Source organism: Nostoc sp. 2RC (assembly GCF_014222165.1).
In the GTDB taxonomy this organism is placed as follows: Bacteria; Cyanobacteriota; Cyanobacteriia; order Cyanobacteriales; family Nostocaceae; genus Nostoc; species Nostoc linckia.
This window is the reverse complement of sequence record NZ_JACKZU010000182.1, coordinates 1-15,927: the sequence shown is the minus strand read 5'-3', so window position 1 is coordinate 15,927 and position 15,927 is coordinate 1. Positions and strand designations below refer to the sequence as shown.

Sequence of the window (15,927 nt, the reverse complement as noted above, 5' to 3'; positions counted from 1 at the left end):
GGCACCCTCCCCAAAGCATCGGGGAGGGTTGGGGAGGGGTCTTGTCTATGTGTCGCATTCTTTTTTCAAATTGGTATTATATTAATTTTGCTGTTTAATTGGATTTAAGGTAGATAAATACTTCTCAAAGCGATCGCTAAGTTGTTCCACCGTCAAATTTTGAGTCCAATATTCCACTAAGGCATGACCAAATGCCCAAGCATTTTGTTCGGCTGAAGCGGAATTGTCTAACAACAACGGCCACAAAGATAGTAAATCAAAATTCACTTGGTTGGGGTTATCTGTATTCAAAAGCGAGAACAGCTCATAGGCCATTTGGAGTTTACCAATTACAATTGGTAACTGTTCCACAGGAATTTGTTCTGCCAACACATAAGCCAAGTTTGGAGATCCAGTGGATAAAGTGGAAATAAACTGAAGAACTGGACTTTTAAGCAGAGATGTTAATCCCTTAGTGGTAGCCATTTGAAAAGTGTAGCGGTCGATGATTTTCGCAGTGGCAACAGTGCGGGCTTCCAGGTTACGCAAAAATCGGGCGAGACGCAGTTGTTTTGCAGGGGCGATGGTGTTTACTAGTCCCAAAGACAGCGCCTCAATTCCCCAAGGCACTCGCTTGGTTTTACTGTCAGCCGTAACCACAGGAAAAACCAAATTACAATATTCATTCAGCAACTTAGCCCGGTATTGAGTAGCTTCACGAATCGCAATTTCCTTGGGACGATCGCCCCATTCCCAATCATAAGGCGGCTGCCATTCCCGGATGGGACGCAGGCGATCGACTTGAGTCACAACTGCGATCGCTGGTAAATCTGCAATTTCCCCTTTCATATCTTGGAGAAAGTCCACATCCATTTGCAACGCCGGGTCTAGGGCTGGGGTAACTAACAACAATAAATCCGCGTTAACTGCATAATCAAGCACTATATTCCGGAAATCTGTACGGTTGACTTGTTCGTATCCAGGTGTATCTAAAAGCGTCAAAGTTTCCCCACTTGGAGACTGCCATTGGTAATTTTGAATGCGATCCGTACTAGGCAAAACATCCACAATAGCCAAATCTGCTTGAAATAGCGTATTAATTAAACTGCTTTTTCCCGAACCTGTGCGCCCCACCAACAGAATATTTACCGGTTTTTGTTCAACCACCTCAGCAGGTTGGGCTTGAGTGAGGATTTCTTTGAGTGTTTGGGTTTTTGCTTTGGGTAAAGTTGGTGTAGTTGAAGATACTGAAATTGCTGACGTGCTACCTCCGTAGAGAGCGATCGCTTGCTTGCATAAATTCCTCAGGGCAACTTCCCGCAATAATTGGCTCAAATTCACCAATAATTGTTCAGTAGCGCGATTACTAGACCCTTGGCTACCTTGTTTCGCCACCGCCGCTACCGGATTTAATAGCCACTGCGCCCAGTTCCAAGCTTTCCAGAATTTCCTGGCAGATGGTTCTAACTTCCGGTAGACTTCATAAGCTTGGTATGCTTGTCCCACCGTTACCTGATTAAGTACCGGAGATAAATTTTGCATCCACACATCCACATCATCCACCGTTCCCCGAATCAGCCCGTAAGCTTGGGGTACGTAAATATTCAGCAGCGGGTATTGAACCTGGGGATTGTAAATATGAGCGATGGCTACAACTAAATTTTGACATCGCGTCCAAAAAGTTTGCCAATCTTCCCACAGGGGGCGATCGCTTTGTGCGGCTTGCAAAATTTCTTGCAAAGCAGCTTCGGCTTGCTTAGTAGTGTCACCTCCTGCTGATACCACCGTATCTTCCACCGCCGATTCCAATTCTTGCTGCACCTCAGCCAACACAGCTTCCACCTGTTGTAAGGCGGGTTGAGTCCATTTAACCAACAACCAACGCCAGCCAACAAACAAAAGAGTGAACACAGCCCAAATCCAATTAATACCCCACGCATGGATTTGTAAACCGGCGGATACCAGCAAAAAAATGATAATAAAAGCGATGGGCATTGCCAACACAACCCATTGCCACAGCTTTAATCGCACCATTACCCTACACCTTTTAAATCACTCTTGTAAAAAGTTTATCGTTTTCGATTTGGGTAGGATAATCGTTCTATGGATTGAGTTATGAGTTATGAGTTATGAGTTATGAGTTATGAGTTATGAGTTATGACTGATGACTGGGGGTTTTAGCAATGATTTGCGCGGAGCTTGGCTGTTTTTTTAGACAGTAGAATATTTAAGGCTGAAATCTTTACTGTGATTGTATTTGAGCGATTTTTGCTAAAAATAGATCCGCGCAAGCTTTGAAAAGGTTGTGTTATAAGGTTTTCAACGATTTTTGTTTAACCCAAATCTTGACAAGCGATCGCTCAAACGTTAATTTTGAATAGACCCGCGCAAACAGGCCTTACAACCCTGTTTTTGCAAGCCTCCCAGAGTCTTGCTGTCTCCAATAACAATTTGGAGGCGAATTAATGGAAACGCATTGGGGACTGTGCAAAACTGGCTACAAGGTCGTCTCCAATAACAATTTGGAGGCGAATTAATGGAAACTCTTCGTAGTCCGACATAATTTCTACTAAGTCAGTCTCCAATAACAATTTGGAGGCGAATTAATGGAAACGAATCGAATTACAGCGATGGATTTTTCCACAGAAAGTCTCCAATAACAATTTGGAGGCGAATTAATGGAAACTAGATTGAGCGATCGCACTCATTTCCTCTGAGAAAGTCTCCAATAACAATTTGGAGGCGAATTAATGGAAACTGGCATCAAAAATAGTGAAGGTAACTCATTTGATAGTCTCCAATAACAATTTGGAGGCGAATTAATGGAAACTTTAGAAGCCACGATGTATCCTAATGCCATGATTGTCTCCAATAACAATTTGGAGGCGAATTAATGGAAACGATAACTGGGTGGGATTCCCACACTTGAATCGGAGTCTCCAATAACAATTTGGAGGCGAATTAATGGAAACAACCTCTTAAACGCCGTATTGAATTCGGTCGTGGTGGTTGGCAGTCTCCAATAACAATTTGGAGGCGAATTAATGGAAACATGCTCTCAAGTATTATTGATGATAATTTTGATGTCTCCAATAACAATTTGGAGGCGAATTAATGGAAACTCTCGAAACTGCCAGTACAATTCTGCTTTTAAGTTGTCTCCAATAACAATTTGGAGGCGAATTAATGGAAACAATTTCATGTTTTTATGCTACCTCTAGCCCATTTCGTCTCCAATAACAATTTGGAGGCGAATTAATGGAAACATTCTCTCAAAATAAGTATAAATAACAAAATCTTTAGTCTCCAATAACAATTTGGAGGCGAATTAATGGAAACTTCCAAGACCTCACCGCTACAAGGTACAGTACCAATACTAGTCTCCAATAACAATTTGGAGGCGAATTAATGGAAACTAGAATTAACCTTACCCTAAATCTGCCCTAAAATCGTCTCCAATAACAATTTGGAGGCGAATTAATGGAAACATGGGAGAAAGGATAGCTAGAGTGGAAGCGAAGGGTCTCCAATAACAATTTGGAGGCGAATTAATGGAAACAACACCGCGATGCAGTCAGCCCTTGACCACTTAGGTCTCCAATAACAATTTGGAGGCGAATTAATGGAAACTTGATTTCATTAAGCGCTTGACTGGCTGTACTATTAGTCTCCAATAACAATTTGGAGGCGAATTAATGGAAACACTCGCCAACAATCATTTCCTTCAAAATCAGGACAGAAATAAAGTCTCCAATAACAATTTGGAGGCGAATTAATGGAAACTTAAGCAATTCTGAGTAATTATCCCCGACTAAGGTCTCCAATAACAATTTGGAGGCGAATTAATGGAAACTTTTCCTGTGGAATCTTCTCAAAAACATCAATGTCAGTCTCCAATAACAATTTGGAGGCGAATCAATGGAAACATACGTTCATAAATTTTAAACCCGCTCAAGCGGGTCTATTTGTTTAGATACTGTCTATAATCCAATACGATTTAGTTAAGCATTTCTTCCTTCTCTTTGCGTCCTTTGCGTCCTTTGCGGTAGCCTGCGGCAAGCCGCTACGCGTCTACGTTAAAAAAATTGACATTGACAGAGACTTTTAGCCTTAACTAAACCGTATTAGTTTATAATCCAATACACTTCAAATAACACCAAAACACTTGTATACGGCGATTTATCGCGTCTAGTATTCCTCTGTCTTTCTTGATAAATAGAAGAACTAAATTAAACCTAACTCGATATCGCCGGGTTTCCACACTTCGACAGGCTCCCTTCGACAAGCTCACGGCGGCGCAGTGCATCGCTGCGCTCAACCCTCTTGGAATAAGCTTAACGAGCATTGAGCAAAGTCGAAATGCATCTTCTAAATAATTGTGTCCACCTACTTCAACTAAACCTTATTTAAAATTCTGAATTCTGACTCCTGAATTCTGACTCCTGAATTCTGAATTCTGACTCCTGACTCCTGAATTCTGACTCCTGACTCCTGAATTCTGAATTCTGAATTCCGCCTCCTTATATTTTCCCCTGTCTTTGAAGATAATTGATAACCGTTTCCACACATTGACTGACACTTTCTTTATGAGTTTTGAGAGTGATATCTGGATTTAAAGGCTGTTCGTAGGGAGACGAAATTCCAGTAAATTCAGCAATTTCCCCAGCTAAAGCTTTTTTATACAAACCCTTAATATCTCTTTTAATACAAACATCCAAAGGAGTATCAACAAAAATTTCGATAAAATTGGGTATTTGGAGTTTGAGTTGTTCGCGGGCATCTCGATAAGGTGAAATTAAAGCCACAATGGTATTGATGCCATGTTTATTTAGAAGTCCACAAACAAAACCAACTCTGGTAACGTTAATATTTCTATCTTCACGAGAAAAACCCAAACCTTTAGAAAGATTAGTACGGATAACATCACCATCTAAATATTCACATGGAACTGATAATTCCTCTAGTGCTTTAGTGATTTCGATTCCTAAAGTTGACTTTCCTGCACCAGATAATCCAGTTAACCAGCAAGTGAAGCCTGGTGATTTCAAGTTATTCATATTTGGGAAACTATATGATTATTTATTACAATCAGAATATTCCATTTTATTGGAGGTGTCATCGGCAACACCCTGTTTAGCATAATTACAGCAGCGATCGCCACTACTTTAACAATAATTGTTGACTATTGACTGTTGATAGTTTACAGTTAACGGTTAAAAAATGTCGTTGATTTTCCAGAAAATCGCTGTAGAATATCCTATTGAGCAAAATCATTAGTTACAATAATGAACGCTGATTTGAGCAATGGCGACCATCGAAGTATTTTGATTCAAGCCATACATACCACTGTCAAAGGCAGAGCCAGATACAAAGTAAGTGGACTGAAGCATTCTCCAAGTCTCAAAAACCACATTGCATTGAGATTATCACAGGAGAAAAAAATCGGCCAATATCAGGTCAACGATTTGACAGGAAATGTCCTCGTAATTTTTCATCAAGATTTGAGTCCAAAGGCCATGGCCTTGATTCTCGAAAATATTGTCTTAGATTACACAAAAAAATTTAATAACCTACTTGTAGAAAAACTTGATATCAAAGAAAAAGCTAAAAATTTACCTATATATACACTAAACAAGGATCTGACTCGGATATCTGGGGTTATTTTTTCTTTAGCTGTTTGTAGTGCATTGTTGCACAAATATGGTCTTGATGCCACTATTTTGCTAGCAATCCAAAAGTTGCATACTCCATTTCTCGACAGGCTCATGGTTGGTATCACTTTTTTGGGAGAACCACTAGTTTTACTATTAATTAGTTTAGGAGTGGAAACTAATTGGTTATATAATAATCATCGTTGGCAAGCAACTACTTTGGGTATAGCTACTAGTGGTGCAATGGTTTTAATGGCGTTACTAAAAGTAATCTTTGGTAGAGCGCGTCCAACGCTATGGAAATGGATTATTAATGTTGGTCACCCCAGTTTTCCTAGCGGTCACTCCATGCTATCTTTAGTAGTTTACGGTGTCATCGCTTATATTTTGGCCAAGGAATATCCTCAATGGCAAAAACAAATTCTGGCGTTGACTACTATTTTAATTATTGCCATCGGTTTTAGTCGGCTTTATTTAGGCGTTCACTGGCCGACTGATGTATTTGTTGGTTATGCCGTAGGTTTATTATGCTTAGCCGCTTGTATAATTACCTTAGAACTAGAACAAAAATACCTTGCTTTTCAGTAAAATTGTTGATTATCCTTGGTTATTAATTTATGGCGATCGCTAATCATCTATCAATCAAATTAAAAGGAAAAATTAATCTTAAATTTATATTTTCTCGGTCTTTTAGTTTTTGTCTAATTCAGTAATTTTTCGATTGGTATTTGTATGCTTTATGGCGAGCTTAACATTATGTTTATAATTCTCCGATTTCAATTAGCTAAACTTCACATTTTAGAGTAAAATTTATTTCTTCATGGTTAATCAAGAAATATAGCGTTTGTCTTCACTATTTCTTAAATGCAATTTCATTGATTATACCATTGTAGTAACAGCATAGAAAACTGATATTAGAGAAGTAGTTGTCAAAACATAGTTTGTTAAATCATGAATAAAAAATGGGCTGTTAAACGATTTACAATCAATCTCGCATCAGAAGAGGCGCAAAAGCTTGAACAATACTGTTCAACCACAGGAAGGCCAGCAACGGATGTCATTCGCGAGTTAATTCGCTCTCTTTCTACCAGTGAGGAAAAACTATCTCAAAAATAAAGCGTATTTTTGGAGCTAAGTAATAGACCATAAGAAAGATTAATTCTCAAGTTTTAAGCCTCTTTCCTATCAGGAGAGAGGCTTAGAACATTTTTCTACAACTTATAGCAGTCAAAGCATAGTTTAGGACATAAATTGACAGTAAAACCCAGACACCAAGAAACTTTCTTTCCCTATTGCCTATTGCTTATTGCCTGCTATACATAATACTCCTCAATCATTTACAAAATTTAACTCCCTACACCGTTGTTTGACTACAGTCAACACTCAACAGTCATCAGTCAACATCCACCACCGATATTTTTCACAAATCAACTAAGATTGCTATCAATTAGTATCGCTCTAATTCCTACATCAAAAGCGATGTTTGACGACAAGACGCTTTGCGTCTACGCCACAAAATTGATTTATCAGGTAATAGGTAAGTCTCCATCCGGTAAAATATTATCTATACTAAGTACCCAGGGCATACCTTTGTCAATTGGAGAACTAACAGTAATTCTAGCTCTGTTGCTAAACTGTTTTAACTTCTCAGCAAAATGGGGAACACTTTTCATAATGTTGCGATAACTTTGCATATCGTGACAAACCATAATTAATATCAAAATGCCACCATTGATTTGGAAATACCAATGACAACTGCATAACAACATACGTGTCACATTGTCACATGCCAAGAAAAAGCTTTTTTTAATTGCTTCTTCAAGTTGTCTGAATAGTAATTCACTGACTTTGATTGTTTGATTTGAGGGCAAATCATCTGGAGGTAGACAAGATTTATTCATAGAACTTTAACCAACGCAAAGTACGACAATGATTCTTTGCACAAATATTGCAAAACCATTCAGCCTTCACATAGAAACCCTATTTGATTGGATGAAAAAACTCGCCATCAACTGGAAAAAGCTGATTCCCTGCCTATATATACCAATTCATCGCCTACTGACTCCCTATTATCTGAGAGTAAAATCAAATCGGATTGCCATAGCCGATTGTGCAATAAATATGTGCATATTTGTTTAGCTGAAGCAGTAATTTTTAGTGAGGCAAAACTTACCCCAAAAGCGAAATTTGTTGGTGGTGTATTCTTTACGGTTATACGCTGTAGTCACATAGGTTAGGCACTATTAACTGCTTTGAGCAATCAAGTAAATGGGTTGATACTTACTACTCATTTGCTATAACTCACCTATCAAGCATCAAATACTAAACCTATTTAAAAAACAGTGTTCGACGCTACTTTTTGCTAAAAAATTTGGTAAAAACACAAATCTCAAATAAGTCCTTTAGTAGTGATGGCCAGTAGTTCGCTTTCGTGACTTAGCTCTTTAAAGGGGAAAGGGAAAAGGTTTTAAATCCCTTACCCTTTACCCCTTTCCCTTTCCCCAGCCCTCACCCAGCATTTTTGGGTTGGCAGAGTACTAGCGACTTATGAGCCATAATCAAAAGTTCAAAAAGAGTTTTAGCAAAAAAAATTGCCTTTAGCAAAAAAATTTGCAGAAAATGTGATATTGTTTAAATATGGGGAATCAAAACAGCAAAAGCGCAGTTATGTTGTCCAAGAGAAATAACATAATCTCCAAGACAATCCTTTCGCCTTGAGAGATTTAGTTAGATCCACCAAACTTTTGGAACTGTTGTAAACGTAGGTTTTAAAGGGAAAATCAGCAAACCCTGGCATTCGCAACTGTGAGTAACTTCACCAAGATCATGTCTGCATTGCAGGGAATATGTCGATGTCAGGCACGCATCGCATACTTCCAACCACCGTATAATACCAATTCACCAAAATATTGATACAGATACAATAACTTGTACGGGCGAACGACTGTACCCTGTGGGAAGGCAGAGCCTACGCCGTGACGCTTGTATTTGTATCACTTATAAAGTGAAATGATATTACAAGTAAAAAATATTTCATAGCAGACAGTTAACTGTTGACTGTGAAGCGTTAACAGCCAACCACTATGTGATGTTGTTTCTTTTTAGTACTTCCGTAAATTGCAAATATGGTTAGTTGTGTAGTTTAAGGGAAAACTCTGTGTCAATTTGAATTACTGTGGCGATCGCTATTATGGTATTTCGGATTTTCCCTTCGCGTAGCATACAGTAGATTTAGTAAAATCTCAATCGCTTCTGATTAGCACAATAATATTTTAATTTTTTGTGTGGATGAGCCTGCTTTTTATAATTTTGAGCGAAATTTCAGCTCGAAAACTAAACTGCTTGAGACTCACAAAAATTTAAGTAATTTTTAAATGTAAAATCATGTTATTATTAAATTATTGAGAAATATTTTTAGTCAAAGATTTTAAGCAAAATTCATATAAAAAAGTTCAAATAAATGATGAACTTTTAGATCCATAACTGTAGGAGTAGGTAGAAATTGAAAATTAAAGCGTTGGATGTCAAAGCTGGCGATCGCATTGTTGCATACTGCAAGAATAAACGGCAAATTTGTAAAGTCAAACAAATTTTAGATCTAGGTCAGAACAATGTCACACTGTCAGTATTTACAACCGAACATTATCGTGGCTGCTTAGTTTCATGCGTAATTAGATTTCAGTGGGACGCTTTAGTTGAATTAGCAAGCTAATATTATTTTTTATTAAAAACTTTCTCTTCCCCACAGTACTTATGTGGGGAATTTATGACTCTTATCACATTAAAATTGCAATTTATAATCTGCTTCTAGAGTAGTTATAAAAATACAAAAATGGTGTAAACACTTACACTTCCACTCATTTGCGGAAATTTCTCTTATTTTGTCTATGCCGTGCAACTTCTTTACGCTTACGTTTTTGTTCTGGCGTTTCAAAATGACGATTTTTCTTCATATCTGGGAAAATACCCGCCTTAGAAACTTTTCGCTTAAAACGACGTAAGGCTGATTCAATTCCTTCACTATCGTTTACTATTATTTGGGTCATTCTATTTCCTTACTTAATTATTGCTGGTTAGTCTTAAACCATCCAGACAATCGAGTAAAAGCCTGTTAACAATAAAAACAAAATTTGTGTTCGATTTTTATTCTTATCTTCAACCTTAACACAATATTTAGTTACTCTACAGAATATCTTTCTCAAGTCTGAGTGGTAGATTGTACAAGGATCGATTTTCTATTCATACCTGAGGTTTAGGCGCAGTATTATGAAACTCGACGATATAGACCGCGTATAGACAAGTATTGTATATCACCTTATTATATGAGGTTTTCAGATTGAATGAGGGCGATGCTAAAGCAACACATTACTAAAAATTGCTAAGATTTATACTTATCTATTGAATTAACTTTAATAAAAGATAAATAAGTTATTTGTGAGCAATAATTCCAAAATTGGAAAATAATTTGATTCACGAAAAATAAATTAGAAAAGTTGTGCTAATCTAAAAAATAGGAATCGAAAGTAAAAATGCAAAAAGACTTCAAAAAAGTACTTTTGCTCTGGTAAGTCCGCTTCAATATCGTTATCTATTTTAGTAACGATAAACAAAAACCAGATCAGCAAGGTAATCACCTAGTAAAGGCTTGAAGTCAATCATAGCTTGTTTCGGTAATAGCCAGTAATATTTGGCTATGCTAGTTAGTTAAAACGCCAGATAAAATTATTCTTAGAGTCGAGGGAGAAAGACTCTTAGGACATTGTGGCAATCCGAAATAAATTAGAACGGTTACTGAACTTAGGATAAGCGAAATTAAGTGTTTTTCGCAACTATAACTATGTTCTAGTAATTGCTTACTCTGGAGGTTAAAACTTCCAGCATAGTAGATACCGTTCCACACAATTAAGGAATTTAACTAGATTATCAAAATTCACTGATACACCGCCTAAACCATAGTGAGAAAGGTTATCAATGCAGAGAATTACCTTGTAAATGAGGAACGAGAATGATTTCCCTGCATTAACAGCGATAGGATTAAGTGATTTTTTAGGAATAACTGGAAGAAACATCAAGAAGCGATCGCTCGGTATTTTAGGATATCGAGTGAGACAACTGTGGCGTAAGTAACATAGGAAATATGTAACAACCATTAAGAGTAAATTGCAATTTTGGTTGGTTGGGTGCAGGGTAAAAACCCTGTCAAGGTTGAAATTGCTACTGTAAAAACTCTGAAGGCTTGAGCAATCAATGGTCATTTAGTTACAACAACCTACAATGCTTATACCAAGGTTTTTAAGCTTCAGTCAACAAAACCAGATAGATATTTCTCCTGATATCAAATCCCAGCAACAATATCCAATGGAAAGCTGGAGAGAGTCATATTTGCATTCTTCCTAAAACATCAAATCCTCGTCTATCCAATCTCACTATTTTTGACTGGTGTGTTTATTGGCAAACGCTATGTGCCAACACAACCAAATGTTCAGTCTTAGGTAAATCTTCACTTCCATCAACCAATTAATTCTAGGAAAACACAAACCATGTCTATCGATAGCAAAATCAGACAAATAGCTTTCTACGGTAAAGGCGGTATTGGAAAGTCTACTACCTCTCAAAACACTCTGGCAGCTATGGCAGAAATGGGTCAGCGCATCCTAATTGTTGGTTGCGATCCTAAAGCTGACTCCACTCGTTTGATGCTGCACAGTAAAGCTCAAACCACCGTTTTGCACTTGGCTGCTGAACGTGGTGCAGTAGAAGACCTCGAACTTGAAGAAGTTATGCTGACTGGCTTCCGTGGTGTAAGGTGTGTAGAGTCTGGTGGCCCAGAACCAGGTGTAGGTTGCGCTGGTCGCGGTATTATTACTGCCATCAACTTCTTGGAAGAAAACGGTGCTTACCAAGATGTTGACTTTGTATCTTACGACGTATTAGGCGACGTTGTTTGCGGTGGTTTTGCTATGCCTATCCGTGAAAACAAAGCACAAGAAATCTACATCGTTACCTCTGGTGAAATGATGGCGATGTACGCTGCTAACAACATCGCTCGCGGTATTTTGAAATATGCACATACTGGTGGTGTGCGTTTGGGTGGTTTGATTTGTAACAGCCGGAACGTTGACAGAGAAATCGAACTGATCGAAACTCTGGCAAAACGCTTAAACACCCAAATGATTCACTACGTACCTCGCGACAATATTGTTCAACACGCTGAGTTGCGTCGGATGACTGTTAACGAGTACGCACCTGACAGCAACCAATCTAACGAATACCGCACATTGGCTACCAAAATCATCAACAACCAGAATCTTCAAATTCCTACACCAATTGAAATGGAAGAACTAGAAGAATTGTTGATTGAATTCGGTATTCTTGAAAGCGAAGAAAATGCTGCGAAAATGATTGGCACGCCTGCTGAAAGCAATGCACATTAAATAGTGTGAAGGATGATTACTTCTTAATTTTCCTTAGTTTTTATCAGGTGTAGAACACCAAAGATTGCTACCCATTCATGGGTAGCAATTAACATATTCTGATAACATCGAAGTTACTAAGTAGGTGGGCACAATTATTGAGAATTTGATATCATGTTATAATTATTTATCAAAAAAATTCTCCGCGTAAGAGCGTCAGTCTAATGATAAGTCTTCAACCGGACATGATATGAGATAAGGCTATTCCTATAAACCATTAAAATAGGAACTGAGATTTACAGCATCTACCTAAAAAATGCTGTAAATCTCAGTCCCGAAAAAAAGCGGGCTAACCGCTAATGCCTGGTTAACCCGTGCAGCTTTGGGAACGCGCAGAGAAATTGTTATTGCAATACCAACTTCACATTGGCGTTTTGTAGACCGCGCTGTTTTACTTCAGCCAAGGTCTTGTTAACAGCATATTTTTGGTTAATGGAGTTGATCAACTCGGTTTGGTTGTGCTTCTTAGCAACGCCCCAGAGGTCAGCGATAAGGTCAAAAGAACCATCGCTGTTGCGAGACCAGCCAAGGTCATATTCGCCTTCCAATACGGCAACGATATCAGAACGAACGCGCTGACCGTTATAACCACGGACATCAGCTTCAGTCTTTACGCTGATACCGAGGTCGCGCAAAGAAGCTTTGAGGATTTCGGCATCGGTGATCTTGGTACGCAGGGTGCTAAAGTGAGACATTTGGGTTTCCTCCAATGAGAAGATTGAGAAATACGACAACGGTTTGTTTTGGACGAAGCCGCACTTAGCAGGAGGCGGCTTTTTTCATAACTGCTAGCCTGAAAGCTAGCCTTTCCCCCTGGGATGGCAGAGGAAAGCTTTTAAAACTCCATTCGCTGATATTCAGCAACGGAGGATGCTGCGGGACGCGCTCGCTGTCTGGCCCAATCTCTCAGAGCCGTTACTTGTTCTTGCATCGTTCGAGACAGCGGCAATGTTGCTTTTAGCGCAGCAATAATATCTAGTTGTGTGAACTCCCGATCTTGGGCGAAGGCTTCATACATCGCCGCCACGATCGCTTGCTCAATTTCTGCACCGGAAAAGCCATCGGACATCTTAGCTAGTTGCTCAAGGTCAAATCTAGAGATGTCTTCACGGCGCTTGCTTAGGTGAATATTAAAAATATGTTGGCGTTCTTCTGGAGTTGGCAAGTCCACAAAGAATATTTCATCAAAACGCCCTTTCCTCAAAAATTCTCCAGGTAACCTTTCCACTCTGTTTGCGGTTGCCATCACAAACACTGGAGATTTCTTATCTTGCATCCATGTGAGGAAAGAACCGAAAATTCTACTCGAAGTTCCACCATCAGAATCCGAGGAACCTGCACTACCAGCAAAAGATTTATCTAATTCATCAATAAACAAAATTGCTGGTGAAATAGATTCTGCTGTTTTTAGGGCGTTACGCAAGTTGGCTTCACTTCGCCCCACCATCGAGCCGTCATAGACTCGACCCATGTCCAGCCGTAACAATGGCAAACCCCACAGACGAGAAGTAGTTTTGGCAATCAATGACTTACCGCAACCAGGAACACCCAAAATTAACATCCCTTTTGGTTGAGGCAAACCATACTCTCTCGCTCTTTCTGTGAAAGCGTTAGAACGCTGCTTGAGCCATTTTTTTAGCTCCTCTAAGCCACCTACAGCATCAATGGTTTCATCTTCTTCAATGTACTCTAAGATGCCATTACGCCGAATTAGTTGCTTTTTCTCAGATAAAACGATGTCTACTTCATCTTCCGTCAAGCGCCCCGTAGTTACCTGCGCCTTTCGGTAGACTTTTTCAGCTTCATCTTTGGTTAAGCCCAAAGCTGCCCTGAGAAGTTTCTCTCTAGCTTCTGTTGTCAACCGCCGCCCACGATATTGGTCTATGTGATAAGTCAGTACTTTATTCAACTCAGCCATATCTGGCAGGCGAAAGTCGAGAACTACAACTTCCTTTTCCAGTTCTATCGGTACTTGCTGCATTGGTGACATCAAAATGATGTTCTTTTGAGTACCTTTGAAACTGGCGATCGCATCACGTAACGATCTTGTGGTTGCAGGCGCATCAATAAACGGATGTAAATCTTTAAGAATAAATATACTGGGTTCTTTTTGCCGGATAATCCACTCAATCGCCGCCTCTGGAGATACGGTATTATGTTGGGTGACATTCCGGGGTTGACCGTACTCAACAATGCCGTGTGTTACTGTCCAAACAAATACTCGGCGCTGAGGCTTCAACATCTGGGCAGTAGTGGAAATCGCTTGCTCAGCCCGCTCTTCCTCGGAGGTCACAAGGTAGATTAAAGGGTATTGAGCTTGAATTAGGATATTGAGCTCTTCTTTCATACATCGACCTACTTGAGACCTAATAGAGACAGTAGAGACATTGCTTTCAGTAAAGGCAACCGAAATGATGAATTATTCATTCATCATTCCTATCTAGCAAGGAACCAACTCTTCCTCACCCTTGGGATGGGTTTCATCTTCATTTATTTCATCAATGGAAAGATGCTCTTGACCAACTACTCCTGGCTGATTGCCTAAAGTAACCAGTTCCCCATCACGTAAGACTAGTGAGCTATTACAAGTCGGGCACGAATAAACTCTATGAGTCCGCCCGTAAGATGAAGCTTCAACTTCATCTACTAAATCCGAATTAGACAGGTAAAAAGTGAGGGCACGTTCGGCAAGATCTGACATTGCTTGGCAATCGATTGCTGAACGAATCTTCAGTTTTCTGTGCAATTCTGACGATAAATACAAAGTGACCTTTTGCTTAGTTTGCGTTTGCATATAACTCTTTAACGGTCTTACCCGGGTATGTATATTACGTTATCGATTCTTCTATTCATTGTCAAGACAGTAAAACGTTTTGACGGCTATTTCGTTACATTTGTTTACAACATATAGAATTCACTGTGTGAAGTAGTGACATCTTTGGTAAATTGAGTTACTTATAAAACGGTTATCTGGAATTTACCCAGATTTAATCAAGCAGCAGTAGCTTAGCTCTAAAAACGAGATAGAGATCAATACTGCTCGCTTTGTGCATTTTCAACTCGGAATTTGGTTTTGGGAAAAGGTGAGCCAGCGCGGTCTTGGGGGTTTCCCCCATGAGCGACTGGCGAACCCCGAAGGGGTTAAAGGGTAAAGGGTAAAGGTTTTTTCTTTCCCCTTTTCCCCAAAACCCTACAAGTATTGAGATAGAGATATATTTTTTGGTACTTCTAAGTAGGTCGTCGTGAATATTTATCGTCAGGATCGGGTGGGGGGCAAAAGGCACAAGGCAGTCCAGATAAAAAAATTTTTCATTCCCTTATCGTTCTTGCTGTGGAGTTGTACGGCGGCCGATTTTAACGTTGAAGCCATTACCTGGAAAACTTATAGCAACTCTCGTTACGGTTTTGAGTTTCCATATCCGAGTAATTGGAATTCTTTAGCAGGCCCAGAAAACGATGATGGGATTGGATTGATTTCCCCCCAGAACAAAACAGTGGAAATTCGTGGGTGGGCAAGTCATCAGCTAGTAAATTCCATTGACAAAGGCCTACAGTCTGGGAAAAAAATACAACCCAACTTTCAAACCGTCCAAGGAGTATCCGGCGTACTGGTTGTAGAAGTAGATCGTCAAGCAACTTCAATGACACTGACACTAACTCACAATCAAGTGCAATACTATTGGCAGGGACGAAGCAACAGCCAAGAATTTCCAAATTACTACCGTTTGTTCTATTACATTGCTCAGCAATATCGGATTCCGAAGTCTTGAATTATTGGGAATGGGGCATTGGGAGATAAAGGAGATGGGGAGATGGGGGGACAA

General features: G+C 39.4%; 13 protein-coding genes and 1 CRISPR repeat array. Of the genes, 6 read left to right on the top strand and 7 right to left on the bottom strand.

The genetic code is table 11. The features are described from left to right. Positions 1–81: 81 nt before the first annotated feature. Positions 82–2,013: a GTPase family protein gene (locus GNE10_RS19980; protein ID WP_185566654.1), complete on the bottom strand. Its 1,932-nt coding sequence runs from the start codon at positions 2,011–2,013 to the stop codon at positions 82–84. Positions 2,014–2,415: 402 nt separating this feature from the next. After that, a CRISPR array of direct repeats spans positions 2,416–3,905; the repeat unit is 37 nt; unit sequence GTCTCCAATAACAATTTGGAGGCGAATTAATGGAAAC. 594 nt (positions 3,906–4,499) lie between these two features. Beyond that, positions 4,500–5,036 carry an adenylyl-sulfate kinase gene (gene cysC / locus GNE10_RS19975; protein WP_185566653.1) on the bottom strand — a complete coding sequence of 179 codons (537 nt, stop codon included), beginning with the start codon at positions 5,034–5,036 and terminating at the stop codon, positions 4,500–4,502. Positions 5,037–5,264: 228 nt separating this feature from the next. Here cysC and GNE10_RS19970 point away from each other — a divergent pair, with 228 nt between their 5' ends. Both GNE10_RS19970 and GNE10_RS19965 read left to right on the top strand, forming a co-directional pair. Then, the gene (locus tag GNE10_RS19970) at positions 5,265–6,218 is read left to right on the top strand and encodes a phosphatase PAP2 family protein (protein ID WP_185566652.1); all 954 of its coding nucleotides are present in this window, start codon (positions 5,265–5,267) and stop codon (positions 6,216–6,218) included. A 363-nt stretch (positions 6,219–6,581) separates the two neighbouring features. Beyond that, the gene (locus tag GNE10_RS19965) at positions 6,582–6,746 is read left to right on the top strand and encodes a CopG family transcriptional regulator (RefSeq protein WP_199338993.1); all 165 of its coding nucleotides are present in this window, start codon (positions 6,582–6,584) and stop codon (positions 6,744–6,746) included. Between the two features lie 410 nt (positions 6,747–7,156). Here GNE10_RS19965 and GNE10_RS19960 read toward each other — a convergent pair whose 3' ends face one another. Continuing rightward, on the bottom strand, positions 7,157–7,531 hold the full coding sequence (locus GNE10_RS19960; protein WP_185566651.1) for a hypothetical protein: 375 nt from the start codon (positions 7,529–7,531) through the stop codon (positions 7,157–7,159). A 1,601-nt stretch (positions 7,532–9,132) separates the two neighbouring features. Between GNE10_RS19960 and GNE10_RS19955 the strand changes: the two genes are divergently transcribed. Continuing rightward, entirely contained in the window at positions 9,133–9,342 is a 210-nt protein-coding gene (locus GNE10_RS19955; protein WP_185566650.1) for a hypothetical protein, read from the top strand. A gap of 145 nt (positions 9,343–9,487) precedes the next feature. Here the strand turns inward: GNE10_RS19955 and rpsU are convergent, their stop codons facing one another. After that, a complete protein-coding gene (gene rpsU / locus GNE10_RS19950) occupies positions 9,488–9,676 on the bottom strand; it encodes a 30S ribosomal protein S21 (protein ID WP_099067844.1) in 189 nt (62 codons plus the stop codon). A 946-nt stretch (positions 9,677–10,622) separates the two neighbouring features. Here rpsU and GNE10_RS36070 point away from each other — a divergent pair. Continuing rightward, positions 10,623–10,757: a hypothetical protein gene (locus GNE10_RS36070; RefSeq protein ID WP_260446944.1), complete on the top strand. Its 135-nt coding sequence runs from the start codon at positions 10,623–10,625 to the stop codon at positions 10,755–10,757. A 413-nt stretch (positions 10,758–11,170) separates the two neighbouring features. After that, positions 11,171–12,064, top strand: a complete 894-nt coding sequence (gene nifH, locus GNE10_RS19945; RefSeq protein ID WP_185566649.1) for a nitrogenase iron protein — start codon at positions 11,171–11,173, stop codon at positions 12,062–12,064. 383 nt (positions 12,065–12,447) lie between these two features. On the opposite strand, the gene GNE10_RS19940 is transcribed toward nifH, so the two are convergent. The 3 genes from GNE10_RS19940 to GNE10_RS19930 all read right to left on the bottom strand — a co-directional run bounded on the left by GNE10_RS19940 (position 12,448) and on the right by GNE10_RS19930 (position 14,897). Next, the gene (locus GNE10_RS19940; protein ID WP_015136553.1) at positions 12,448–12,798 is read right to left on the bottom strand and encodes a DUF1257 domain-containing protein; all 351 of its coding nucleotides are present in this window, start codon (positions 12,796–12,798) and stop codon (positions 12,448–12,450) included. A gap of 140 nt (positions 12,799–12,938) precedes the next feature. Continuing rightward, positions 12,939–14,450 (bottom strand): AAA family ATPase, encoded by a 1,512-nt coding sequence (locus GNE10_RS19935; protein ID WP_185566648.1) that lies wholly within the window; start codon positions 14,448–14,450, stop codon positions 12,939–12,941. A 93-nt stretch (positions 14,451–14,543) separates the two neighbouring features. Next, complete coding sequence (locus GNE10_RS19930) at positions 14,544–14,897, bottom strand: hypothetical protein (protein ID WP_185566647.1); 354 nt, start codon at positions 14,895–14,897, stop codon at positions 14,544–14,546. A 448-nt stretch (positions 14,898–15,345) separates the two neighbouring features. On the opposite strand from GNE10_RS19930, the gene GNE10_RS19925 reads away from it, so the two are divergent. Continuing rightward, positions 15,346–15,873 carry a hypothetical protein gene (locus GNE10_RS19925; protein ID WP_397325972.1) on the top strand — a complete coding sequence of 176 codons (528 nt, stop codon included), beginning with the start codon at positions 15,346–15,348 and terminating at the stop codon, positions 15,871–15,873. Positions 15,874–15,927: the final 54 nt, after the last annotated feature.